Origin of the sequence: Acetanaerobacterium elongatum, assembly GCF_900103835.1 — a bacterium.
GTDB classification, from domain to species: Bacteria; Bacillota; Clostridia; order Oscillospirales; family Ruminococcaceae; genus Acetanaerobacterium; species Acetanaerobacterium elongatum.
The window spans coordinates 1-25,547 of the sequence record NZ_FNID01000010.1 but is presented as its reverse complement, the minus strand read 5'-3'; the positions used below and the strand labels follow the sequence as shown (position 1 = coordinate 25,547).

23 protein-coding genes and 2 other RNA genes are annotated in these 25,547 nt (G+C 45.0%); 11 read left to right on the top strand and 14 right to left on the bottom strand.

Annotated elements, in window-relative coordinates:
• Window positions 1-10: 10 nt before the first annotated feature.
• The 6 genes from BLR50_RS04700 to BLR50_RS04670 all read right to left on the bottom strand — a co-directional run bounded on the left by BLR50_RS04700 (window position 11) and on the right by BLR50_RS04670 (window position 4,206).
• Entirely contained in the window at window positions 11-514 is a 504-nt protein-coding gene (locus BLR50_RS04700) for a hypothetical protein (RefSeq protein WP_092639074.1), read from the bottom strand.
• Between the two features lie 492 nt (window positions 515-1,006).
• Window positions 1,007-1,723, bottom strand: coding sequence for an ImmA/IrrE family metallo-endopeptidase (locus BLR50_RS04690; protein WP_092639070.1), 717 nt, complete (start codon window positions 1,721-1,723; stop codon window positions 1,007-1,009).
• Window positions 1,720-2,109, bottom strand: coding sequence for a helix-turn-helix domain-containing protein (locus tag BLR50_RS04685; protein WP_092639068.1), 390 nt, complete (start codon window positions 2,107-2,109; stop codon window positions 1,720-1,722). Before BLR50_RS04685 ends, BLR50_RS04690 begins: the two co-directional genes overlap by 4 nt.
• Before the next feature lie 130 nt (window positions 2,110-2,239).
• Window positions 2,240-2,611 carry an ASCH domain-containing protein gene (locus BLR50_RS04680; protein ID WP_092639066.1) on the bottom strand — a complete coding sequence of 124 codons (372 nt, stop codon included), beginning with the start codon at window positions 2,609-2,611 and terminating at the stop codon, window positions 2,240-2,242.
• Window positions 2,586-3,680 carry a GNAT family N-acetyltransferase gene (locus tag BLR50_RS04675; protein WP_092639064.1) on the bottom strand — a complete coding sequence of 365 codons (1,095 nt, stop codon included), beginning with the start codon at window positions 3,678-3,680 and terminating at the stop codon, window positions 2,586-2,588. The genes BLR50_RS04680 and BLR50_RS04675 overlap by 26 nt, the downstream gene beginning before the upstream one ends.
• A 10-nt stretch (window positions 3,681-3,690) precedes the next feature.
• A complete protein-coding gene (locus tag BLR50_RS04670; protein WP_162840324.1) occupies window positions 3,691-4,206 on the bottom strand; it encodes an ATP-binding protein in 516 nt (171 codons plus the stop codon).
• A gap of 179 nt (window positions 4,207-4,385) precedes the next feature.
• Here BLR50_RS04670 and BLR50_RS04665 point away from each other — a divergent pair, with 179 nt between their 5' ends.
• From BLR50_RS04665 to BLR50_RS04625, 9 genes are all read left to right on the top strand, one after another.
• The gene (locus BLR50_RS04665; RefSeq protein ID WP_092639060.1) at window positions 4,386-4,604 is read left to right on the top strand and encodes a helix-turn-helix domain-containing protein; all 219 of its coding nucleotides are present in this window, start codon (window positions 4,386-4,388) and stop codon (window positions 4,602-4,604) included.
• A gap of 9 nt (window positions 4,605-4,613) precedes the next feature.
• Window positions 4,614-7,448, top strand: coding sequence for an SNF2-related protein (locus BLR50_RS04660; RefSeq protein ID WP_205408664.1), 2,835 nt, complete (start codon window positions 4,614-4,616; stop codon window positions 7,446-7,448).
• A gap of 12 nt (window positions 7,449-7,460) precedes the next feature.
• On the top strand, window positions 7,461-9,035 hold the full coding sequence (locus BLR50_RS04655; protein WP_205408663.1) for a site-specific DNA-methyltransferase: 1,575 nt from the start codon (window positions 7,461-7,463) through the stop codon (window positions 9,033-9,035).
• Window positions 9,028-11,841 (top strand): DEAD/DEAH box helicase family protein, encoded by a 2,814-nt coding sequence (locus tag BLR50_RS04650; protein ID WP_162840323.1) that lies wholly within the window; start codon window positions 9,028-9,030, stop codon window positions 11,839-11,841. Before BLR50_RS04655 ends, BLR50_RS04650 begins: the two co-directional genes overlap by 8 nt.
• A gap of 12 nt (window positions 11,842-11,853) precedes the next feature.
• Window positions 11,854-12,510 (top strand): GIY-YIG nuclease family protein, encoded by a 657-nt coding sequence (locus BLR50_RS04645; RefSeq protein WP_092639054.1) that lies wholly within the window; start codon window positions 11,854-11,856, stop codon window positions 12,508-12,510.
• Window positions 12,511-12,535: 25 nt separating this feature from the next.
• The gene (locus BLR50_RS04640) at window positions 12,536-12,841 is read left to right on the top strand and encodes a hypothetical protein (RefSeq protein WP_092639052.1); all 306 of its coding nucleotides are present in this window, start codon (window positions 12,536-12,538) and stop codon (window positions 12,839-12,841) included.
• 84 nt (window positions 12,842-12,925) lie between these two features.
• On the top strand, window positions 12,926-14,275 hold the full coding sequence (locus BLR50_RS04635) for a hypothetical protein (protein ID WP_092639050.1): 1,350 nt from the start codon (window positions 12,926-12,928) through the stop codon (window positions 14,273-14,275).
• Between the two features lie 29 nt (window positions 14,276-14,304).
• Complete coding sequence (locus BLR50_RS04630; RefSeq protein WP_092639048.1) at window positions 14,305-15,252, top strand: HNH endonuclease; 948 nt, start codon at window positions 14,305-14,307, stop codon at window positions 15,250-15,252.
• Between the two features lie 33 nt (window positions 15,253-15,285).
• The gene (locus BLR50_RS04625; RefSeq protein ID WP_092639046.1) at window positions 15,286-16,632 is read left to right on the top strand and encodes a hypothetical protein; all 1,347 of its coding nucleotides are present in this window, start codon (window positions 15,286-15,288) and stop codon (window positions 16,630-16,632) included.
• 751 nt (window positions 16,633-17,383) lie between these two features.
• Here BLR50_RS04625 and BLR50_RS04620 read toward each other — a convergent pair.
• Window positions 17,384-17,818 carry a hypothetical protein gene (locus BLR50_RS04620; RefSeq protein ID WP_092639044.1) on the bottom strand — a complete coding sequence of 145 codons (435 nt, stop codon included), beginning with the start codon at window positions 17,816-17,818 and terminating at the stop codon, window positions 17,384-17,386.
• Between the two features lie 111 nt (window positions 17,819-17,929).
• Between BLR50_RS04620 and BLR50_RS04615 the strand changes: the two genes are divergently transcribed.
• The gene (locus BLR50_RS04615; protein WP_092639042.1) at window positions 17,930-18,898 is read left to right on the top strand and encodes a recombinase family protein; all 969 of its coding nucleotides are present in this window, start codon (window positions 17,930-17,932) and stop codon (window positions 18,896-18,898) included.
• Window positions 18,899-19,183: 285 nt separating this feature from the next.
• Here the strand turns inward: BLR50_RS04615 and ssrA are convergent.
• The 6 genes from ssrA to ffs form a co-directional block, all read right to left on the bottom strand.
• Window positions 19,184-19,537, bottom strand: a transfer-messenger RNA (tmRNA) gene (gene ssrA / locus BLR50_RS04610).
• Window positions 19,538-19,583: 46 nt separating this feature from the next.
• Window positions 19,584-20,054 carry an SsrA-binding protein SmpB gene (gene smpB / locus BLR50_RS04605; RefSeq protein WP_092639040.1) on the bottom strand — a complete coding sequence of 157 codons (471 nt, stop codon included), beginning with the start codon at window positions 20,052-20,054 and terminating at the stop codon, window positions 19,584-19,586.
• Window positions 20,055-20,087: 33 nt separating this feature from the next.
• The gene (gene recR / locus BLR50_RS04600; RefSeq protein ID WP_092639038.1) at window positions 20,088-20,693 is read right to left on the bottom strand and encodes a recombination mediator RecR; all 606 of its coding nucleotides are present in this window, start codon (window positions 20,691-20,693) and stop codon (window positions 20,088-20,090) included.
• 8 nt (window positions 20,694-20,701) lie between these two features.
• Entirely contained in the window at window positions 20,702-21,049 is a 348-nt protein-coding gene (locus BLR50_RS04595; protein WP_092639036.1) for a YbaB/EbfC family nucleoid-associated protein, read from the bottom strand.
• A 39-nt stretch (window positions 21,050-21,088) separates the two neighbouring features.
• On the bottom strand, window positions 21,089-22,675 hold the full coding sequence (gene dnaX, locus BLR50_RS04590; protein WP_092639034.1) for a DNA polymerase III subunit gamma/tau: 1,587 nt from the start codon (window positions 22,673-22,675) through the stop codon (window positions 21,089-21,091).
• Window positions 22,676-22,756: 81 nt separating this feature from the next.
• Window positions 22,757-22,856: signal recognition particle sRNA small type (gene ffs / locus BLR50_RS04585), an RNA gene on the bottom strand.
• A 332-nt stretch (window positions 22,857-23,188) separates the two neighbouring features.
• On the opposite strand from ffs, the gene BLR50_RS04580 reads away from it, so the two are divergent.
• A complete protein-coding gene (locus tag BLR50_RS04580; protein ID WP_162840322.1) occupies window positions 23,189-25,192 on the top strand; it encodes a methyl-accepting chemotaxis protein in 2,004 nt (667 codons plus the stop codon).
• 39 nt (window positions 25,193-25,231) lie between these two features.
• On the opposite strand, the gene BLR50_RS04575 is transcribed toward BLR50_RS04580, so the two are convergent.
• Window positions 25,232-25,547: transposase (locus BLR50_RS04575; protein WP_242871689.1), on the bottom strand; the 316-nt coding region annotated here is incomplete at its 5' end.

The following is a 25,547-nucleotide window of genomic DNA, read 5'->3' as shown; positions in this document are numbered from 1 at the left end:
TTATGACTAATTACAGGATGTCACCATACTCCTCGCGGAGCAGGGCTTCAACCTTTTCAAGACGAGACCTGAAGGTGCTGCGGGGTATTCCAAGAATGTCTGCAATGTCACGCTCCGAGATACCCTCCATGCGAAGCTCTCCAATACGACGGGCTTCAGGAAAGAGCTTGTCCAGACGCTTGAAAAGCTGCTGCAGTACGATTTTGTCTGTCACGATGGACTCAATGTTAGCACTGGGGTCCTCATGCTTGTCCCCCATAAGCTCCTGCTCATACTCAAGCGACCATACATTGCCGGAAGAGTGATACGGGCAGTCGAGGCAGCAGCCATCGCAGCGCCACAGCTTGCTTTTCGGACACATACACTGACCAAGTTTCTGTGCTTGCTTCTGTGTGCGCCAGATGGGACGGTAGTATTCATAGTAGAACTCCTTCGTCACCGGGATGAACTGGTGGGTGCTGGGGATATAGACCTTGTACTCGCGGTCTGAGTTCTGGTTATTGTGTTTTGTCATCTAATTGACTCCTTTCAGATTTGCATGAAATCCGCAGGAGCCAATTAATCCGTAGAAACAGAAAAACGGCCGGGATAGTCCTCGGAATGAGAACTAATCCTGGCCGTCATGCAGCTCTGCGGATTTTATGTTCAGTTATTGTTACTCGCTTACGCTGCGAGAAGGCGGCTTTCTACATTAAAAGCAGTTGTGCTAATGCGTGTGATTATTGTAATAACATTCTCACGTTCAATCGTAAGAGACTCGCCGATTCGTAGTAAAGCTTTTGTCTTTTGTCCCTTATAATGGTTTTCAACGAGTCCAGTTATAGCATCGCCTGTCGCGGTAAGGCGACCTATACAGTCACGGAACTCCACCATATTGGCCCTCCTTTCTGTGATATGTCATAGGCACCATCTCCTTTCTGTCCTGCGCTAAAATATTTTCGTCAATACGCTTATCCGCTTTTTAGCGAAGTATTAAGCTAAAAAAATATGCGTTGAAGGGTATCTCTTAATCAGGGAGATACCCTAATTCGCATAACCTAATCTGAGCCGATTGCTTGGAAACTTGATAGAATCCGGCGATTTGCTCGATTATCCACGTTCTTGCTGGGATGAGACCAGCTTTGATGAAGGGCTGTTTTGCACTGCTTTCGACAAGACGATTAAACATGGAACCTACCGTTTCATGAGGCATTAAAATACGAGGAGCAATTCCGTTGGCCTGCCACTCCATCCAATCTTCATCATCCCATTGCTCAGTGAACTGGTCACTTTTTTGTTCGGCAGGGCAGCGGCAGGCTCGACTGGTTTTGCTGTTTTTGACAGCAGCCATTAAATGATAATTTCGGTGCTCAGTCCAGTGAACACATTCATGGGATACTGTGTTACGCTTGCAACCGAGATTCCTTTCGATGAGAGTATCCGGGTCAATAATCATTGTCCCACCTCTAACCAGAATTTCACGGTATTCATCATTTTCTTTGTCATAGATTTCAGCTAATCCTTTTGTGAAACACATTTGTCCGAGAATACTTAAATCCTCAGTCAGACGTTCCTCAATAATCATTAAACCGATCTTCTTTTTGGCGATATCCTCAATCGGTACTGACATGGGAGTTACCAGTGCATCAGGATAATACTTTTTGAGAAATTCTGTAGCCTTGTCATCGAATGATGTTTTACTGATATGTGGAACATAGCTTTGTAGGTATCTATCGTTACTCAATCCTTATCCTCCTTGTCAATCTCATCAAAGACTTTTTTCCAAAAATCGTCACCGAGCTTTTTTTCGCTGGCACGCCGTAGGGCTGCTCGAACATGAGGAATTTCTTTGTCCATTAAATAGTCTGGTAAATCCGGAGCGGCCTCGTTACGTTCTCTGCCTGCCAAGTCATATAGTTCTTTTGTTTCTTGAGACGAGAGATGAAGCACCTCCGCAATTTTATTGAGCATTGTCATTTCCGGTGGATTACGTCTTCCCTTGACAATATCTGAAAGATAAGTTGCTGTTGTTCCCATAGCTGTTGCGATATCTTTCAAAAGTATGTCGCCACCACCGGCGGCACGACCCCGACGCTTGTCATCAATGAATTTACCAAATTCGCCTGCCATTATCATTCTCCTTTCCATATTCGCTAATAAGCAACTTCGCTAATCTGCTTATTAGCATATCACAGAGGTTTTGTTTTGTCAAGAGGTCAGAAAGAAAAAGTCACACTGTAAAATTTCAGTGTGACTAAATTTAATCGATGTATACAAAAGACTGTGGGGCGTGCTCAATGCCATATTCAGAAAGTGCGCGGGGTTGATCATAGACAACAACATTTTTCAATCGATAAGCTATAGCCCTGTCTTTTCCAGCATAGTACTGGCTGAAGAATTTCTTGCTTATACCTGCAGCATCTTTTGTTTGTTTCCATATCCGAGCTGGTGTATCTTTTAGAATTTCGTCTATCTCAGCTTCACCAACAACCTCTTTTTGTGGAGAGGAGGCATAGAAAACAATTCGGGTAATCCCATTTCTACATTTTGTTTTTCTGAATTCAAATTGCTTTTTTCCCTGCATTATGAGTTTTGCGTATTCAGGTTTAATTGACAATAACATTGTCGACATCAATATTGCCCTCCCTAAGGATATGTTTAAACTGGTCAGGGCTAAGCTGTATCAATGCCGGATATGTACTGCTACTCCACAAACCATTACTATCAAGCCAATCCATGTTTATATTATGACCTTCTCCAAAGTACCCATAATAAAGCATCTCTATTATAACAACATTTTTATCATTATCATATTTCGTCTTAAGCTCCTGCGAATCATATACCGACTTGTTACCAATGCGCTTGAGAAGGTCATCAAACGGCAGCATAATGCGGTAGTTTTGCTTGGCCTGAATAACATCAGTTACAACACAAAATGATGTAAGGCAGGATTTATATCTTTTTGTTCCGCTTCCATTGTGTATTCGATAAATCAGAATCGGCTCACCCGGGTTGTAATGAGGAGGAGTATATTGGGCACCAACATATATCTTACTTAATCCGTTGGTGACTTTTAATGCTACACCTGTCTGTAAGGTGTTTTTTAATTCGGAATACGGAAAAAGTGTATCATGATAATAATCATTTATCAACAAATAACCAGCCTTGAGGAAGTCTGGTTTTATGAACGGAAAAGGCTTATATGGGTCACTGTAATCAACGGCTTTTCTGCTACGCATATAAACACATTCGCCATTTGGATTATAGCCGGCGAAGGTGAAACCGAATTTTTCAAGTTGCCCAATCAAGTCATTGTGCGATGGATACACTGTTACGTATATTTCTTCATGCCCTAACTGTTGCCATTTCCATAAAACAAGCCCAATTGCACCTTCACCAAGCCGTTGACCACGATAGCGTTCAGCGATACGCAGAGTGCTAATTTTTGTCCTTTGCTTTACCGGAAGATTTCCACTTTGAAGCTCAATTTCTTCTATTTCCGCCTTAAGCGAAATAAAAGCACCGAGACCTTCTTCATCATCGAAAACAAGAGCGGTACGACCTTCACCAGCTTTCTTGTTAAACCACGTAACAAAGCCGGGACTGCTGTCAGTTCCAGGATAATCGGCTTTTAGCGAGTCAAAGAAACGGTCAGCGAGATTGATATCTGAGAATTTCCTTAAGGAAAACTTTCCAGCCATAGTGCACCTCCTAATGATTTTGAACGAACACTATAGTGGAATCAAGGTCATCACGACCCTTGCTTATTTTAAGCTCGACTCCAAGTAGTGTTGTAACTTCCTTTGCATAAGCGATCTCCGCATTTTGAAAATTCCGTAGTTCTCCTACATCATAGGTAAGCCCATCGCGTAATTTCCGACGTTCGGCGATTATTTCCGGCAGCTCAGTCAGTAAAACAATTGCATCTGGTTTTAAAGATGTAAACGTTTCAATTCCAATCCGAGTTACGATGCCATCCCCATTTAACAGGCAGAAATGCCCATCAAGCAAAAAGTGAATATCACGGGCTCGCAGTTCATCAACAGCGGAGAGGAGGTATTGTTGATTTTCATCAATATCCGGAATCAATTTGTCGGAAGAAAAGGGTTTATGTTTTCTTTCCGAAATGAGCGTACTCGCTGAATATGTTTCAATGTTTAACTTGGATTTTACTTTATCACAGAAAAACGATTTTCCAACTCCGTGAACGCCGCTGATAAATATCATACCCACCATTGCCTCCTTCGCCAGATTTATATAGGCATATTATAGCAGATGTTATTGCTAAAATCAATAGATTGGATGAAACAATCCTGACATCTCTGGAGTAATTCTTGATTATTCTTTGATTGTGTGCTATAATATTTTCGTTCTTATTAATCTGTATGGACAGTGAGGTAGCGAATATGGCCATCAGTTACAAAAAGCTATGGAAATTGTTAATAGACAAAGACCTGAAGAAAAAGGATCTGCAGAAGCTAGCGGGTGTCAGTTCGGCGTCAATTACGAAACTCGGAAAAAATGAAAATGTAAATACTGATATTATAATGAAAATCTGTGTCGCTCTGAAATGTGATGTCTCCGATGTTATGGAGATCGTTGAAGACGGTACCCATGAAGAATAGAGGATGATTATGACAGAGTATCAATCACGCTATTTTGCCGAACAAATAGTGTTGAAACGCCCTCAATCGAGCATTGATGGGCTTGCTTCAGCCATGTCCGGTGTTAAGGTCGATTTAAATCCGCATCAGGTTGATGCAGCTTTGTTTGCCGTTAAGTCCCCGCTATCAACGGGTGCTTTACTTGCCGACGAGGTTGGCCTGGGAAAAACTATTGAAGCTGGACTCGTGTTGGCACAGTGCTGGGCAGAGAGAAAACGAAAAATTCTGCTGATTGTACCTGCGTCCTTGCGTATGCAATGGCGAAGTGAACTTTCTGAAAAATTCTTTATCGACTCTGTTTTGATGGAATCAGCATCCTTTAACAATGCAAAAAAGGCCGGGGCGCTAAACCCTTTTGAGGTTAGAAACGCCGTGGTCATTTGCTCATATAATTTTGCGGCTCGAAAAGATTTTGAAATCCGCAACATTCCGTGGGACTTGGTTATCATGGATGAAGCTCACCGTCTCAGAAATGTATACAAGCCAAACAACGTCATGGGCAACAAGCTAAAAAATGCATTGAGCGGCAGAAAGAAACTATTGCTTACGGCAACTCCACTACAGAATAACTTGATGGAACTTTACGGCCTCACCAGCATCATCGATGAGCATGTTTTCGGTGATGCTAAGACTTTTAGGGATATGTATGTTTCCTCAACGAACCCGGATATTCGGAACCGAAATTTGAGGAATAGACTGCACGGTGTATGCCAACGCACTCTACGCAAACAGGTAACGGAGTATGTCCGATACACAAACCGTCATGCTATTCTGCAGGAATATGTTCCTTCAGAAGAAGAAGAAAAACTCTACAATTTTATTTCTGAATATCTGCAAACCGACAAGCTATATGCTTTGCCAGAAGGTCAGCGTACCCTTATTACAATGGTGCTTCGGAAATTGCTGGCGTCCTCCTCATTTGCCATTTCTGGCACATTAAATTCGCTTATCAACCGGCTCGACGATCTTCTCAAAGGTATCGAGAGTGAACTTGATATGAGCGACTTTGACACTTACGAGGAATTGGACGACAGCGATAGTGACACTGAAGACGATGTCCTTACGGCCGACTTGGAGCATGACCGTGCCGGGATAATTAAAGAGCTGGAACGTCTCAACGACTATGCAGAATTAGCTAAGAGCATTCACAGCAACGCCAAAGGCGACAATTTGCTGTTAGCACTTGAAGAGGGCTTTGACAAGATCGAGGAACTCGGCGGCCAGCGTAAAGCGGTGATTTTTACTGAGTCTCGCAGAACGCAGGAATATTTGCTTCGGCTGCTCTCGGATAACGGGTACGACGGCAAGATCATATTCCTTAATGGTTCTAATAATGACTCAATATCAAAGCAAATATATGAGGAATGGAAAAAACGCCACCAGAACGATGGTAAGATTTCTGGCTCAAAGCAAGCAGATATGAAAGCCGCTGTTGTCGAGGAATTCCGCGACAGAGCAAGTATCCTCATTGGTACGGAGGCTGCTGCCGAGGGCATTAACCTTCAGTTCTGTAGCTTGATTGTAAACTATGATCTGCCTTGGAATCCACAGCGTATTGAGCAGCGAATCGGTCGTTGTCACCGATATGGTCAAAAGAATGATGTTGTCGTTATAAATTTCCTGAACAGGAGAAACGCTGCCGACGTCAGAGTTTATGAGTTGCTTTCGCAAAAATTCAACCTGTTCAGCGGCGTGTTTGGCTCCTCGGACGAGGTCATCGGTTCTATCGAATCCGGCGTTGATTTTGAAAAACGCATATCGGAGATTTACCAGAAATGCAAGACCTCCGAAGAAATACAAGCCGAGTTTGATAGTCTACAGGAAGAGCTGGCAGACCATATAAACGAAAAGATGGTGCAAGCAAGGCAATCCATTCTTGAAAACTTCGATGAAGAAGTTGCAGCAAGACTGAAACATTGCCAAAGCGATACGATTGCCAGCCTCGGCAAGTTCAGCCAGTGGATTTATTACTTCTTCATGATACATGGCGCCGAACGCGTGGAACCGCTTGATAAATGGAGACTTCGCTTAAAAACATTCGATGGTCATGAAAGAATCTATAATCTGAATTGGCAGGATGCTGATGAGGAAGGCGATATCTTTCTCCGCCGGGAAGACCCGCTTTATGAATCGTGGCTTTCTGAGGCACTGCACGAAGAACTGCCTCCGGTACATATCAAATTCGATTATGACGAATGCACACGGCACATTTCATTTTTTGACAACCATCCAGGATTGAGTGGCATCCTTTCTATTGATAAACTGTCATATTCTGGCATTGGCGACGAAGAACATCTTGTTTTTTCCGCTGTGACCGAGGACGGTACTGTAGTTGATGACGAGATGCTGAATGCGATGCTGGAACTGCCTGCCGAAACCGCCGGACAGTGTCCGCCGGAAACAGAATCTCTAGTAAAAATGCGACAAGAGCGTATTGCCATGCAACAGCAGAAAATCGAAAACGAGAACAAGCAATATTTCCTTGATGAATGCGCAAAACTCGATGCTTACAGCGAGGACTTAAAAGAAGGTTTGCAGCGCAATCTTAAGGAACTTAAAAAACTGATTGCCGAGAAGAGAAAGACCTTCCGTGCCAGCACCAGCCTTCCACTTGAAGAAATGCTTGCTCTGAAGGATGAAATTAACAAGCTCGATGAGAAGCGTAAAAAGATGCAACGGGAAATCTACAATCACGAAGATGAAATCGAACAGCAGAATCAGCGCCTGCAGGATGAAATGCAGGAAAAGCTCAAAGGCAATTGCCAGATAGAACATATCATGACGATCTCCTTTGAGATTGTGTAGGAGGAAAACATTATGCAAAGACTTGAACTTACATGGATCGGGAAAGGTGAAGACCCGGCAATAGAGCCGCGTATCCTTCTTCATGACACCTCAAAGGATTACGGCGACCCCAATTCTGAGAATATGTTGATTCACGGGGATAACCTGCTGGCTCTAAAGGCGCTGGAGCAGGATTTTGCGGGACGAGTTAAATGTATCTATATCGATCCGCCCTATAACACCGGAGCGGCCTTCGAGCACTATGACGATAACTTGGAGCATTCTATCTGGCTTCAACTCATGAAAACAAGATTGGATATTCTGAAAAACTTATTGTCTAACGAGGGAACTATATGGATAAGTATCGATGACCATGAACAAGCATATCTGCAAATACTGTGTGACGAGATATTTGGACGTGTTTGCCATGTTCAGACTGTAATATGGAGGTCAAGTGATAATAGTAATAACGACTCTAAACAGTTTTCACAAGACCACAATTATATCTTAGTTTATTCCAAAGCACCGAATTGGCAGCCAAAGAAGCTACAACGAACTGAAGAACAAGCGAAGCACTACAGTAACCCGGATAATGACCCACGCGGGCCTTGGTTCGACGGGAATCCATTAGGTTCTCCAAACCCACGTCCAAATTTAACATATGACATTATTGCCCCTAACGGGAACGTTATTAAGCCTCCATTTAATGGATGGAGATGGTCTGAGGAAACTCTAAAGGAAAAAATGGAAACAGGAGAAATCAGATTTAATAATGATTGTACTGCAATAAAAAGAAGAACATATTTATATGAGCAAAAGGGGTTGCCTGCCTCATCACTGTGGGCAGACTTAGAAGAAACCGGGCATACAAGACAGGCAAAATATGAGCAGAAAAAGTTGTTTCCGGAAATGAATAAAAACACATGGTTCGCGACGCCAAAGCCAGAAAAGCTTATCCAACGCGTATTGACTTTAGCAACTGATGAATATGACCTCGTGCTTGATAGTTTTCTCGGCTCTGGTACAACCGCAGCCGTTGCTCATAAAATGGGCAGACGGTACATTGGCATTGAGCTCGGTAATCACTGCTATACTCATTGCTTACCACGCCTGCAAAAAGTAGTAGATGGAGAACAGGGCGGTATTTCCAATGCTGTAAATTGGAAAGGTGGCGGGGGCTTCAAGTTCTATGAACTTGCTCCGACACTGATTGAAAAGGACAAGCATGGTAATCCTGTTTTCTCCGATAAATACAATTCTGAAATGCTGGTTGCCGCTGTTGCTAAAATAAACGGCTTCCACTATGCGCCAGACCGTGAACTCTTCTGGAAGCAGGGATTTAGTCAGGACAGCAGCTATATTTATGTCACCACGCAGTATCTGACGGCCGCCATGCTGGACGGTATCGCGGCGGAGCTTTCTCCCATGGAAAATCTACTCATTTGTGCTCCGGCTTTTGATATTGGTCTTGGCAAACGCTATGATAATATCAATGTTCGCAAGATACCGCAGTCAGTGCTTTCCAAGTGTGAATTCGGCGCGGATAACTACAATTTGAATATCGTAGATGTCCCGGAACTTGACGAGGAGGAATGGGAGGATGATTAAGGAATCATATACCGATAAGTTTTATACTTATCACTCCAAATACATCAGCAATATTCTTGCCCTGCGTCCACCGCAGCACGAGAGCCTTGAAATCTTTGCAAAGCTCTGCGATATTTTGAGCTTGAAGAAGAAATCAGATGATGACGGCGAGGATTTTTATAATGAGGACTTGGCTGCGGTTCGGGAGCATTTTCCAACCCTGACCAGCTTTGAACGCGACTTTCCGTCTGTTTGCTTTGCTTTGGCGACCGGCATCGGCAAAACACGGCTTATGGGAGCGTGTATTGCGTACCTCCATTATGAAAAAGGTGTCCGTAACTTCTTCGTAATGGCTCCGAACTTGACCATTTACCGGAAGCTCAAGGATGACCTCGGCAACACATCCAATCCAAAGTATGTGTTTCGCGGTTTGGATAAATTCGTAGACCCACCGCGTATTATTGACGGTGACAACTATGAGGCGTTCCGTCAGGGACAGTTCGGCGTAAATGACGTCGTAATCAATGTTTTCAATATTGCAAAGCTGAATTCCGACAGTAAAGTGGCAAAGGGCACTCCCGCAAGGATTAAGCGCTTAAACGAGGTGCTGGGCGAATCCTACTTCTCATATCTGCGTTCGCTGCCTGACTTGTGCATTTTCATGGACGAGAGTCACCACTACCATGCCGATAAAAGCTTTGAGGTTATAAACGACTTGCATCCGCTCCTCGGTGTCGAGTTGACGGCTACGCCGCAGATTCAGAAGGGCGCGAAGAAGGTGGACTTTCGTAATGTGGTTTATGAGTACTCACTGGCTCATGCTCTGAACGATGGGTTATATGTGAAGGTACCGGCAGTTTTTACCCGTAAAGATTTCAGACCGGAGGAATACACGCCCACTCAGCTTGACCGTGAGAAGCTCAATGACGGCGTTCGTATTCACGAAGAAACGAAGAGTAAGCTTGAAATCTATGCCCGTACTTTTGGCAAGCGTATTGTCAAACCCTTTGTTTTGGTCGTTGCAAGGGATACCGACCATTCCAAAGAAATCATGGAATACATCAAGTCCGGCGATTTCTTTGGTGGCTACTATCATGACAAGGTTATTGAGATTAACTCTGCCCAGCGTGGTGCTGAAAAAGATGAGAATATCGAACAACTCTTATCGCTCGAAAAGCCGGATAATAAAATAGAAATCGTCATTCATGTCAATATGTTGAAAGAAGGCTGGGATGTCACCAACCTTTATACCATTGTGCCGCTCCGTGCATCGGCATCTGAAACCTTAACTGAACAGACTATCGGACGCGGCCTGCGTCTGCCGTATGGCAACCGCACTGGCGATGAGGCGGTTGACAGGCTTTCAATCGTCAGCCACGATAAATATGAAGCGATTGTCAATCTGGCCAACGATCCGAATTCTTTGGTCCGTAAGGTGTACTATATCGATCCGACATCTTCGACGCAAGAATCAAAGCAGCAAGAAACGGTTGAGATGCCATCCGTATATGACAGCGTTTTAAATGATCACAGCTTTGCCGAGCAGTTGGCATTAACGCTACACGAGACCGTGTCTCCACAAGGCGTAGAAGTTCCGACACAACCCCAACCACAGACGCTTGAAGTAGCAAAATTTGTTGCAAATTACACTTCAAAATCTGTTATGGATTTGAACCGTCAGGTTAAAACCTTTGATGCCATAAAGGACGATGACACACGCGCCTTTGTGAAGAAAACAATTATCAGCGAAACGCTACGTCAATTCCCATCATTCGGTTTGAAGCCGGAAGATTTGGCTCCAGTAGTCGAAAACGCCATCAGCACGTGCGTACAGGCTCTCACTGATAGCGTAATTCCAATTCCACAGGCTGTTGTTCAGCCTTTCACGGAAGTTAAGCAAGGGTTTTATTCATTTAAGCTTGATACCAAAAATATGAACTGGCATCCCTCCGACGACACCTTGCTGGGTACCGAGCTTCAAGAAGGTGGTCAAACCTTTGAGCTTGATATCGAGTACATGGCATCTGCAAAGGTTGATACCGTAGAAAATGAGATTGTACGTCACATCATCGTGCATGATAATGTGGATTATGGGACTTCTGCAGATTTGCTTTACTCCCTCGTGAACGATGCCAAAGATCACTTTTTGTCATACCTCTCAGAGGAAGAAACTGAGAAAGTGATGCGAGACCGTCAAAAAACGATTGCAGATATTATTTATCTACAAATGAATCAGCATTTCTATCGTGAGGAAACTGAGTATAAGGCTTCGGAAATGCGTCCGTTTTCTCGCATTGAGAACAGCTTTGGTGGCAAAATTCGTACAGACGATATTTATGACTTGCGGGCAACCCTATCAGCAAGCGAAGTCCGATCTAAAGTGTTCAACGGCTTTAAGAAAGCCTGTCACACTCTCTACAAATTTGATAGCGATACAGAACGGCGTTTTGCAATCGTTCTTGAAAACGACAAAACTGTATTAAAATGGCTGCGCCCTTCGCCGAAGCAGTTTAATATTTACTATGGGCCTGGCGGAATCAGTCGCTACGAACCTGACTTTGTGGTAGAGACGGTAGATCGCATCTATATGATAGAGACCAAAGCAAGCAATGAAATCGGTTCTACCGAGGTAAAAGAAAAAGCTCGCGCCGCCGTCGTTTATTGTAATGCCGTTACAGATTGGAATTCCGTAAACGGTGGAAAGCCTTGGAGATATGCACTTATCTCTCACGATGAAGTTCGGCTTAATTCAAGCTTCATGGGGCTTGTATCCAATCAAGTATCATATAAACAATTGGAAATCGACGATATGTTTACTAATGAATGAGGAGGCGGCTGAATGGATAAAACAGGTGTAATCTATATATTGACGAATCCTTCGTTCCCAGAATACGTTAAAATCGGATATGCGGACGATATCGATAAACGACTACAGCAGCTTAACAGAAGCGAATGTATCCCGTTTGCTTTCCGAGTGTATGCGACTTACGAGGTGAATTCTCGCTTATCAGACTTGAAAATCCACTCCATAATCGATAAGCTGAATCCCAATCTGCGCTCTATTGAAACCTTCAGCGGACAAAAACGGGTACGCGAGTTTTATGCCATGTCGCCGGAGGATGCCTATTCCATTCTGGAAGCCATTGCTGAAATTCATGGCTGCACGGACAAGCTGTTGATCATTAAGCCTAACGCGGATGAGGTTCTAGCCGAAGAAATCGCACAGGAGATTGATACTGATTGTACGGAGAGGGCATCTAACTTTTCGTTTTCCAAGTGCCAAATACCAGTCGGCGCTACGATCGAATATGCCTATGATGTTAGCTTGAAGGCTATGGTAGTTGATGACCGCAATGTCGAATATAAAGGAGAAACCATGTCGTTGACTGCATTGGCGAAACTGCTCTCAGGAAAGCAATACGCAATTGCTGGGCCAAAGTTCTTCAAATATAAAGACGAGTGGCTGAACGATATCCGTCACAGACTGGGCGTATAGTCCAATAATTCGGAGGATGATATATATGATTACGGACAAACAGTTTGATGACGCCTTTACCGCAGCAGGTGGATGGTTTTTCCTGACACAGTTTGAATTAATCAAGTCGTGGTCAGGGAGCAAAGCAGAACTTGTGGACCTGATTTATACTAAGGGCTTTGACGCAAAAAGGACCGGAAGCAATACCAGAGTATCAAGTGCCGCACGAATTATCGCCGCGGGCCGTGGTAAAGAGGCTTTGATAAAAATCAGGAATTCAAAGCCTATCAACCGAGAACATCCTGAAGCCGAATGTATAGCCAACGAGTTGCTGTTAAAATATTTCAGCTGAACCTTATAATTTTGCCCACACTCGTGTGGAGAAAGCCTTTGAGTTCGATAGAACGGATTACTACTGATTGAGAGGTGATGGGGATTGTTTAACAACAACCGACACTTAAATATTTTTGAGCATTATTCGCAGGCAAATGCCTTGCCGATTGAAAATAACATTTCCCGTGGTTTGGCAATTGTTCTGGGCGAAAACCCACTGGTCTTGGATCGTTTTATTGACTATATCAATTCAAACTGCAGTGTTGGTACTCAGGTACAAAAACACAGCAAGGCAGAAGATATCGATATAGGGATACAGCAGAGCATAACCAAAATAGTGGATGCATATTCGAGCCCAAAGCTAATAATCGGAGCAACACTTACAACAGAAAAGCATGTCGAGTGGTCAGAAGATACAACAAAGCCAGGCGAAGCCCTAATCACGGACATTGTTATTCAATGCAAAGATACGCTTATTGTAATTGAAGTAAAAAGAAATGCCACTGATGCAAGGGCGCAAGTGCAGGCACAAGTCGAAAGTCTAGTTCATGAAATTGAAAAACGCAATGAGACCACTCCCACAGTGGAATATATAAATGGAAACTGGGAAGATGTCATTGAACTTCTTCAGCAGGTTCATAACATCACAGGAAAATACGAAAGCAGTATTCTTGGTCACTACCTCAAGCATTTAGAGAACCGTTATGGTCAGTGGTTCCCGGTGGCTTTGCTATCGGATATAAACATTTCCTCAGAAAATCAGATTCCGATTGAAAAGCGGCTATTAAAGATAATTCAAAATTGCTGTCAAAACGAAGATGATGAGAAGAAATATACAGGCAGATATATCATACCTCTCAATTATAACTTCTTGACTGAAGCGCAGTTGGATATGGATTATGATAAAAAAAGCCTCATGGTTACGGTGTGGCCCGGTGATACGAAATGGCAAGGCTATAATCTATATAAAACAACAAAAAATGACTTAAGCTGGATAAATAAGAATGAAATAATTGTGGATGGCATTAATTTGGAGTTTTTGGTGGAGCCCTATCTCAGACTGGCGCATTTCCAGTCAACTATATTTGCACCTTATATCGACAAAACTTACTATGACTTACATTTTGGCACAGATAAAGATAAATGTTTGGCGCTTTGGGGAGATATAACCAAGGAATGGAAACGCTCGACATGGGGCGAACTAAAGAAGAAATTACTGACCGAATACAAAGGGCTTGTCGATAAAGATGAGTTTGAGCAAGGCTTCGCAAGCAAGTTTGATAATTCAAATCGTGGTTATGTTCATGTATCTTTTGGTTATGAAGTAACCGCATACATACCGGAAAAGACATTTAGCCAGCTTGAACGAAAGGGCGGTTGTGAGAAACAGGACGATCGGTTGGCGCAATTTATAAATCGTGTTATTGATACCATAATAGATAAAATTGTATAATCCAGTACAATTTCAAAAGGAGAACACCGATGCAGAGCAATAGCATTAACCGCAGTAAGGTTGTGTTTATTAACCTTACTGAAATGGATGAATACAACGGTCTTGAGGCGAACCTCAAGGGTGGTGGTGGATTTGTCGAGCAAAACGGATATGGTCACGAAATTTTTAACTTCCGACACGATAACGGCAAGTGTTATGGATATACGCCACCTTACGGAAAAATTAATCTACCGCGCATATCGAAAGAAATCAGCCACGATGCGCTTGGAGACTACATTGATGATGTTTTTGTGGTTTTTACATGTTCTCGTGAATCGGAGGGACGGATAATCTGTGGTTTTTATCAGCATGCTCGCGTGTATGCTGAACCCGTCAATGATGATAGAAGCACACGAATAATTGAAATTAATGGGCGAAGTGTCTTTGCCGAATATAACATTATCTGCAATGTGGAATATGCAATTCTGATTGACCGTAATGACAGAGTGAAACAGTTACCACACTCAGCACGTAATAACGGCGTTGGACACGGTCAAAAATCAGTATGGTATGTTGATGAGCCACAACGCCAAAAATTGAAAAATGATTTGCTTGACTACGTAGAGATACTCATAAATCAGGCAAATTCAAGTGATGAATATAAGTACCACCTACACGATGAAAGCAGGACATATATAACATCGACAAAGCAGATTTACAGGAGTCAAGCCGCTAGATCCGAATGTATTCGGCTGAAAGGCTGTCGTTGCAATATTTGCGGGTTTGATTTTGAGAAAGTATATGGCGAACTAGGAAAAGACTACATTGAGGTTCACCACATCACGCCAGTGGGAAAGCTATCTACCGCTGAAGGATACGAGGGTACAGACCCGGAAATGGATTTGATACCTCTTTGTTCAAATTGCCACTCGATGATTCACAGGCGCAAAGAACCGTATCAGCCCGACGAAATAAAAGCCTTACTTGGAATCAAGTAATATTATAAGAAGAATCGAACAGAGGTATTAAACATGGATGGTTTTGCAATTGCAATAATAATCATAACTGTCATACTTACGATCGTCGTGGTTGGCGTGTTCTTCTTTATTAGGGAAAAACGGGTAACAGGAAGCGGAAAGGCTGCCGAAACTGAAGTAATATCAATTACGACAATGAACACGCAACCGATGACAACGAAGCCATCTGCCAGTATGCTGAACCTTGTTGAAAAAATCGAAATTGCTAACCGTTCTGGGCAAAGTTTCATGTTGTCAAGGATCGATTCGTCAGCCGATCTCAGCACAAAGAAGTTTCAAGAAATTACGGCGCGAGGTAGTGCTATTGGAGCAAACCTCATACAAGGGGCAATGCCTGCTTTAGCGCAGGCGCAAACTCTCTCCCAAATTGCAAAAGCCGCTCCAAACGGACTGTTTACAGCAACTGGACCACTTTCCGAATTAATGAAATACAAAGACGGGACTGTAGGCTCTATTGTGATGAAAGGCGGCAAAGTGGCCAACCATTCCGGTTTTCAGGAAGTAGCCTTGTCAGTTGTAAATCCCGCAGCCGTCGTAGGTGCTGGAATGCAGGCAATGGCTATGATTTCCGGACAATATTACATGGACAAAATCTCGAAGCAGTTAGATGGTATAGAGCACGGAATTGAAAGACTTATCGGTTTTCATCACGATGCGAACATTGGCAAACTGCGTAGCATCGAAAACCGTATGAGAGAAATCATCGGCAAGGTGCACGTCGATGAAGCTGACATTATTGCTTTACAGTCTGGAATTCGTGACGCCGATAGTATTTTGATGGAGTATATAACGAGACTTGAGCGTCTAAGTAAAACAGGTGAGATTACAGAAATACAAGTCCGGACGATCTGGTCTCATCTGTCTGCAGCAAAAGAACTGAAAGACTTGAGAGCGAACACCGAGGAACATGAATTGTATTATTCTTTTCAGATTTGCCTGTTTGCAAGTAAACTAATGCTTGAAAGTAAAAAGACTGAGTTTGCGACACGGATGAAAATTGGAGAGACCCAAAAGGCAATAGAAGTCTTTGAAGCTTTCAATTCTATGTACCAAAGATCTTTTATTTGCAACGCTTCAGACTTCCTTGACACCCTATATAAACCGATTAACGATAAAGCGGTAGCCTTGGTTAAAAGACAATGGTTCGAGTCGAAAAAGGCAAAAGGCGAATTGCAATCAATAGATGCGAAAAAAGCTGACTTGAAGGGGTATATCGGTCTTATGTCTGACGACGGTTCTGACGAGAAAATGATACGCAGTTTTACAGAAGATAGTGAAATTCTATACCTTCCTTCTGACGATGGATCAGAGTCGCGTATGTTCATATCGGTAGGTAAATAAATCTGCCTTTTAACGATCTTCTGTAGAGGTGTTCAAATTTTACGATTTCAGCGGTTCGCGTCAAGGGGCGTAAATCTTATCAATAGATAGTACTAACGTCAACATAGACGGCGGGATTAAACCCAACCATTGACTTGTTTTCCAGAACGGGTAAAAGTCCAAAATTCCCGTGGACATGTTTCCGCGCACGGATAATGCTTATAAAATCCATTATCGACCTGTTCCCTTGTACGGAAAATCAGCAAAACACATACCAGACATCAATCTGATGCTATCGTTCCAGACGGTCAGAGATAACATATCAAAACGATAAATTCTATTTTTGCCGCACTTTATTTTAAGCCTTTTTCGGTACTTGCTACCGGGAAAGGCATTTTTCAATTTGTATAAAAACGATAATAACATGGAGTCAGTTACAACAGAGGGAAGTCACTGCTCGGAATCTCAATATTCCCGTTTGCCGAGTGCATACCCTATGCATACCCCCAAGCTGCCGTTTGCCGAGTGCAAGGCGTAATCAAGCTATATGCTCAATAGACGGCCTTTTTCTCTGCACCCTACAAACGGCAGAAAACAAAAAGCCGCCGGAAAGCCTTGCTACCAAGACCTTCTGACGGCTACCGTGTGCAAAATAAAAACGCCAGCATTGTATCAATACTGACGTTCTTATATGACGAGTTGGGGCTAAACCTCAGAAATAATTCTATTTTTCGTCAGTAGGGGTATTCAAGGGTATTCAAATCCAAAAACATCAGATTGTAATAGATTTTCCTTGTTGGGCTATTTGGGGTTCTTCTCTCGCTGAAACAAAGCGAGAGCCGCTGCCGAAGCGTTTCTGTATAGCATCATCGATATCCTGGCATCCACTGCCTTTATTGTCATCAATGAATTGTTGTACATCTGCTGGGGTTATTTCTTTCTTAAAAACCCGCGAAAGCTTTTCTGCCAATTCTATGTGCGCCAATTTCATTGCCTGTCTGTTGTTTTCTGCTTCACGCATTTTAATACAATCTGGGCAGGCGTTCCAAAAGAAACTCTCTTCTTCGTAATCGAACTGCTTATCGAACTCGATGCAGCGTGGCGTAAATTCTTGACCGCACTCATGGCATTTGCAAAAGATATGCCCCTGATGAACTTCAAACTCCTCCGATGACCCATCGTCATTAATAAATCGCATATAATACATATTCAGTCCCTCCTGGTTATTTTGGTATTACATATATCACTCTAAACCGGGATAATAGCAAGGCCATACGGCAGTATTAGCTGATAACATATTGTGTACGAGGTGAGTTCCATGCCAAAGGATGTTCAAGTAATAAATCGACCGCCGCAGTGGAACTACCACATGAAAAAAGTCGGCGTTTACTGCCGGGTCAGTTCCAATTCCCACGCACAGCTCCACAGCCTCGCTGACCAGGCGTCCGGGCTTTCTCGCTTTGTGCATAAACAGCCGTTCATGGAAGTGGCGGATATTTTTATAGATGTGGCAAGAGGTTCCAATGCTGTCGACCGCCAGGAATTCCAGCGGATGATTAAATCAGCCCATGACGGAAAAATTGAATATGTAGTCACAAAAGCCGTCAGTCGGCTTGGACGCTCAACGGAGGATGTTTTGATTGCCATTAGAGCCTTACAGGAATACGGTGTGGAGGTCTACTTTGAGGACCAGAAATTTGGCAGCCTGAACCCGGAAGCGGAATTGATGATATCCCTCTACTGCGGTGTTGCCGAGGGTGAGAATAAATCCCACAGCGATAATGTACGGTGGGGCTTGAAACGCCATGCAGAAAACGGTACTTCAAAACTCTACAACAAACCCTGTTACGGTTACCGCCAGAACGATGACGGTGACCTCGAAATCGTGGAAAATGAAGCCGCTGTCGTCCGTCGGGTCTACGCAATGTACTTGAGTGGAATGAGCATCGTGAAAATCAAAGCCGCGCTGGAGGAGGATGGTATCCCGTCCCCGACGGGCAAAGATCGGTGGTCGAAGCACACGCTGGAGTTCATGCTCACCAACACAAAGTATTATGGTACCGCCGTTATCTTCAAAACCCACACGCCGGAATACAAGGCAAAACGGAAAGTCAACGACGGCGAAGTGAGTAGTTACGCCGCAGAGGGCAATAACGAGCCGATTATCCCGGAAGAAATGTTTAACAGAGTCCAGGAGGAGCGTACTCGCCGGAGCAACATCGAGGTCGGTGAAGATGGCGTCAAGCGGAGGAGATCCACAAAGTATTCAGCGAAAAAGCCGGAATAGCCCAATTAACACCTTGATTTAATGTGTTTGGGCAGAGCGTTTTGAACCCTTTTATTTTTCCTTGAACTCCGTTATTTTTCGTAGAACTATTTTATTTTTCCTCAAGGGGTATTCAAATCGCGCCTTAAACCGCGAGTGTCGGAACGGCCACACAACGCACAAAAAGCCTGCAGTACAAAGGATTTTGCATACCCTTACGGGGCAAATCCCTTGTATTGCAGGCTTTCTTGATACGAATAATAAAAGGATTGACCGTAGCATTGTATCAATGCTACGGTCAATGTTTGGTGGAGGCGAGGGGAATTGAACCCCTGTCCGAAAACCTATTCCCATGAACTTCTCCGAGTGCAGCTTCTCTTTTTACATTCCCTCCGCGCACCGCCGAAAAGCAGGCTGTGCGCCTCAGTATTCCCTAATACATGCTCCGGGCCGGGAAACTCCCGCAGCACGTTCACCACTAAATGACGCCCAAACTAAGCCCGTGGTACTGCTTAGCCGGACGAGCAGCTTAAATTAAGCTGCTAAAGCTAATTTATTATTGTTAGCGTTTAATTTAAAAGTACCGGCGTTTTAAGAGTGTCCAGCAAACTCTACTCGCTTATCATGGTTCAAAATCCCCGTCGAAACCTTTACGCCCCCATATATTTCAGGTAACTATAGTATACCCGAGAATCAGTTTTTAATGCTATCTGCTCTTGTCGTTATCCTTGAACGCACGCTCAATGTCGCGCTGCGCCGCGCGTTTTGCCATGTCGTCGCGCTTGTCGTACAGCTTCTTACCCTTGCATAAACCCACCTGAACCTTCACGCGGGAGCCCTTAAAGTAGAGGGAAAGCGGCACCAGCGTAAATGTCTGCTGCTTTACCAGCCCAAACAGCTTCAAGATCTCACGTTTATGCATCAGCAGCTTACGCACGCGAACCGGATCACGGTTAAAGATGTTGCCATGCTCGTAGGGGCTGATATGCATACCGCGCAGGTAGATTTCGCCGTCACTAATCTCGCACCAACTGTCCTTGAGGTTCACGCCGCCCGCGCGAATGGATTTTACCTCGGTGCCGCAAAGCTCGATGCCCGCCTCAAACGCTTCCTCCACAAAATAATCGTGAAAGGCCTTTTTGTTTTGGGCGATGGTCTTGTTCTCCGTTTTCGCCAACCGCAGGCACCTCCCTTCGTGATGATGAATCTTTTACAGCTCGTTTCGTCCTTCAATAGCGCGGTAGAGCGTTACCTCATCGGCATACTCCAGGTCACCGCCCACCGGAATGCCATAGGCTAAACGCGAAACCTTAACCCCCAGCGGCTTGAGCAGGCGGGAGATATACATCGCGGTGGCCTCGCCCTCTACGTTGGCGTTGGTGGCGACGATAATCTCTTTGATTCCACCTTGCTTTACCCGTTCCAGCAGCTCTTTGATATAGATTTCATCGGGGCCGATGCCATCCATCGGCGAGATTAATCCATGCAGCACATGGTATAAGCCATTATACTCTTTGGTTCGCTCAATTGCAACCACGTAGCGGGTGTCTTCCACCACACAAATAGTGGATTTATCACGGGCCGGATCGTCGCATACCGCGCAAATCTCACCGTCGGTAAGGTTTTGGCAGATACGGCAGTTGTGAATATTTTGCTGTGCGTCGGTAATGGCCGTAGCAAACGCCTGCGCCTGCTCCGCCGAAAGGTTCAAAACATAAAATGCTAGCTTCTGAGCGCTTTTGCGTCCGATGCCCGGCAGCCGCTCAAACTGCTCTATCAGCCGAATCAGCGGCTGGGGCAGTATTCCTTTGCCCATAGGGGGCGTTAAAACAAGCCGGGTACATTCAACCCGCCGGTGATTTTGCCCATGGTCTCCGAAGAGGTATCTTCAATCTGCTTCATGCACTCGTTAAAGGCGGCAATCAGCAGGTCCTGCAGCATATCAATGTCCTCGGGGTCTACAACCTCCGGTTTAATGGTAAGCGACTTAACCTCTTTCTTACCCGACATCAGTATCGAAACAGCACCGCCGCCAACGGTAGCGGAAAAATCCATCTGCTCAATCTGCTCGGTGGCCTTGGCCATCTCCTCCTGCATCTTCTGAGCCTGCTTGATCATGCTGTTCATATTCTGGGGGCCTCCGCCGAAGCCCTGCGGTAATCTTGATTTCATGGTTGATATCCTCCTGTTATTGCATGTCTGAATAATTTACTAGTTTATCTCAATGCCTGCCTGCCTCGCAGCATGCTCCAGCTGTGCCAGCAGAACACCCGTTTCCTTTATCTCGGTGTTCTTCTTCACAGGGCCAAGCCGGTAGATCTTGCCGGTTTTCAGCATGATAGCATCGCGCAGGCTTTGCTTGGTGTAGTCATTTTTGCGCATCATTTCAGTAAACATCGAATCGGGCGCGTCTATTAGTATCAGGTCGCCCTTCACATATGCCGTAGAGTTCACCATCGTACCGTGCAGCGCGGGATTAACGGTTGCCAGATGCTCCAGCACATCGTTCCAGCATTTCAGCTTCTCCTCCACCTCCAGCACCTCACGGGTAACGGGCGGGGGGAGCTCCGCTTGGGGCTCTTCGCCCTGCGGCTGCTTTGCTGAATTCTTAACACCCTTGTGCGGAACAGATGCCGCAGTAGCGGATACAACGCCGGATTGTACCCGGGCCTCCAGTTCGCCGATACGCCTGAGCAGCGCATCGTAACCGGTATCCAGCTCGGGGTTGGTAAGCCTCATCAGGCAGATTTCGGCGGCCAGCCGCTTGGAATGGGTCTTGCCCATGCCGTCCAGCGCGTCGCCAAGCACGGTGAGAACGTGTAAAGTCAGCTCCATCGGGCAGCGCACGGCAAGCCCTTTTAATTGCGAAAGCTCGTCCGGTGTGCATACAATCAGATTCTCGGGCTTCTTGGCTCCCTTCACCACCATCAGATTTCGGAAAAGGGTAATCAGCTCGCTTAACAGCCTTGCAAAATCCACCGATTCCGCATTAAGCCGTTCTACAAGCTCCAGCGCCCTTGCGCCGTCTTTAGAAAGAATGATATCGGCAAGCTCATAAAGGTACTGCGTGTCTGCGAGCGCCGCAAGCTTGCTCACTACAGGAATATCAATTACCTCGGCGGCAGTGGCACACTGGTCGAGCAGCGAAATAGCGTCGCGCATACCGCCGTCGGCAAGGCGCGCAATCAGCTCCGCCGCGTCCTCATTGAGCGTTATCTGTTCGCCCGTTGCAATGGCAAGCAGGCGGTTCTTAATAACCTCAGTGTCGATACGTCTAAAGTCAAACCGCTGGCAGCGTGAAAGGATGGTGGCGGGCACCTTGTGAACCTCAGTGGTAGCCAGGATGAACAGCACGTGTTCGGGCGGTTCCTCCATAATTTTAAGCAGCGCATTAAACGCCGCGATGGAGAGCATATGGGTTTCATCGATGATGTATACGCGGTATTTTGCGCTAACGGGGGTGAAAACCGCCTCCTCGCGCAGCGCGCGCACATCGTCAATGCCGTTGTTGCTGGCGGCGTCAATCTCCACCACATCGGTCACCGAGCCATCCTCAATGCCGAGGCAGATCTCACATTCACCGCAGGGGTTTCCGTCTACCGGATGCAGGCAGTTTACCGCCTTGGCAAGAATTTTAGAGCAGGTGGTTTTGCCCGTTCCGCGTGAGCCGGTGAACAGGTAGGAATGCGCCACCTTTCCCTGAACAACCTCGTTTTTTAAGGTGGTGGTGATGTGCTCCTGCCCCACAACATCCTCAAAGGTTTTGGGTCGCCATGTCCTGTAAAGCGCTTTATACATCTTACAAAACATCCCCCTTGTTCAGAACAGCGGTTGAGTGCCGCAATGTCCAAGCATAAAAAAGATACGTCCTCACATACGGGCATGCAGGCAACCCTGCGGCACACAAAGACATCCGCTTAATGCTGCTCGGTTCCCCGCCTGACATGGTTCACGGCGCTTTGTCGCACAGGACCCGCACACCCGTATGTCAGAACGTATACATATACCTGCTCTATACTGCTGTGCAACTTGCCATGCAGACTCTGATTTGAGCCGCAATAGCATTACATATTATAATATAAACCGTCTTTAAATACAAGTGCAATAATTTGAATAAGAGAGACGCCATATTGTAATGAAAAACAGCCGATTGTTGCCAAGCTAATTCAATATGTTCTTTCACAATAAAACATTCTGTTTAAAATACAGTTGATTTAACTGTAATAGTAATATAGTATATATAGTATATTATGTATACAATATTCAACAAATTATGTTATTTTAATTTACTAAAAAATGGAGGAAACATCTATGAAAAATCTGCGGATTCTCCCCAAAATGCTTCTCGGCATTATTTTGCCCGTAGTTTTATTGCTTTCCTTGGCCAGTGCGGTAATTATTTACACGGTAGATCAATCGGTTGCTAATGTTGCCCTTCGCAGTTTAAGCTCAGAATCGAAGGCCGTAGCCAACCAAACCCGGGAGTTCTTCAATACATATGTAGAAATTGCAAAGCAGGCAGCCACGAATTATGAGGTGGAGAACCTGCTCAAGAATACGCAAAAAGGAACCCGTATTTCCAATACATTAGAATGGCAAAACATTCGTCGTACTCTACAAAACGTTGTAAAGACGGATGAACAAAACATTCTCTCCAGCTGGGTGTGCGATTTTGATTCCAGCCAATACGCTCAGCACGACGGCGCAAGCTCTAATGCCGATTGGGATGTAACGACACGACCGTTGTATGAGGTGACGAAAACCAAGGCACCTCTGCTTACCGAGCCTTACGTCGATTCAGCCTCCAGCAATATGATTGTGAGTATGGTTGCCCCTGTTTTTGACAGCTCAAGCAATGAAATTATCGGTGCTACTGCGGTGGATATTAAGCTGAATCAGCTGAATGCAATCCTTAGTAAATACAAGATAGGCGAATCGGGGTTTATTGTTCTCTGTACGGATAGCGGCCAGGTTGTTTACAGCCCGAACAAGGATGATATTCAAAAAGCCGTTGCCGATACTGCACTTTCAAAGAATGCGGTGGAAGCTATTCAGAACAAGAAATTAGGAACCTTGGAATACACGCTGAATGGGAAAAAGGTTACCGGCGAGCTTGCATCAGTAGGCAATACCGGGTGGATGATTCTTACCGGGCTGCCTCAGGAAGAACTGGAAGCCGCAAGCAAGGCGGTAGCGGGAACTATCTTTGCCATCATGGGTATCTTACTGCCGCTGCTGGCGCTTATTACTATTTTTATAGCACGGGGCATTGTAAAGCCGCTTAAAAAGCTGTCGGTTGCCTCCAACCGTATAGCGGACGGCGATTTGGATGTAACGGTTGAAACAAAATCCAGCGACGAGGTTGGACAGGTTTCCGCCGCCATTGGTAAGACAGTACTGAGGCTGAAGGAGTATATTAATTACATAGACGAGGTATCCCAGGTGCTGAATAAGATTGCGCAGGGCAACCTCAGGTACGAGCTCAGTTACGATTATCAGGGCGAATTTGCCAAGATAAAAGATTCTCTGCTGAACATCCAAACCACGTTATCCACTACGTTTTCCGACATTCTGCAATCTGCCGATCAGGTTGCAGGCGGTTCCGAACAGGTTTCGGGCGGCGCGCAGGGGCTTTCTCAAAGCACTACCGAACAGGCGGCAACCATTCAGGAGCTGTCGGCAACGATTAGCGAAATATCTCAGAATGTTAACAAGAACGCCAAGGATTCAGATACCGCAAATAAGCTTACTTCGGAAGCAAGCAGAAAACTGATTGCAGGCAACGAAGAGATGAAAAAGATGCTCAGTGCGATGGAAGACATTAGCGCTGCATCGAAGAAGATTGAAAAGATTATTAAGGCAATCGATGATATTGCCTTCCAAACCAATATTTTGGCACTGAATGCCGCGGTTGAAGCCGCAAGAGCCGGTGCTGCCGGAAAGGGCTTTGCGGTGGTGGCCGATGAGGTAAGAAACCTCGCCAGTAAGAGCGCACAGGCAGCCAAGGATACCACTCAACTGATTCAGGATGCCATAACGGCTGTGGAAAACGGTACCAAGATAGCCAATAAAACTGCCGAAACACTTGTAGAGGTTATCGAAGGCTCCGAGCAGGCAGCTAAGATTGTAAGCGAGATATCGCAGTCTACCGCAGATCAGGCAAAATCGATCGATCAGATGACACAGGGCATCGATCAGATATCCTCGGTAATACAAAATAACGCCGCTACCGCCGAAGAGAGTGCGGCTACCAGTGAAGAGCTTTCTGCCCAGGCCGAAACACTGCAGAGAACCGTAAGGCAGTTCCAGATTTAAATTAATAAACCAAAAGGGAGCAGCTTTAAAACTGCTCCCTCAGATTACTGACAAAACCCGCCCTTTTCCGGCGGGTTTTGTGTATGTAGGCAAAAATAGCAGGCAACGTTTTACGGATTGCATAATATCCCGGTTTGACAGGATATTTGCAATCTTTTTCATGTTCTGCACAGCAGCAGTGAGCAGGCATTGTTCCGCTGCTTTCGCAAGCCCGCGCATGCGGCAATAGCGAAGCCCATGCAGCTCTTTTGAATCTGCAAAACTTCGCTCGATTGTTTCTTTTCTTCTGGCGTATATCTTCTTGCCATATTCCGTATGGGTGAAAGCGTATGCTCTGTCCTTGTAATCCTCCCAT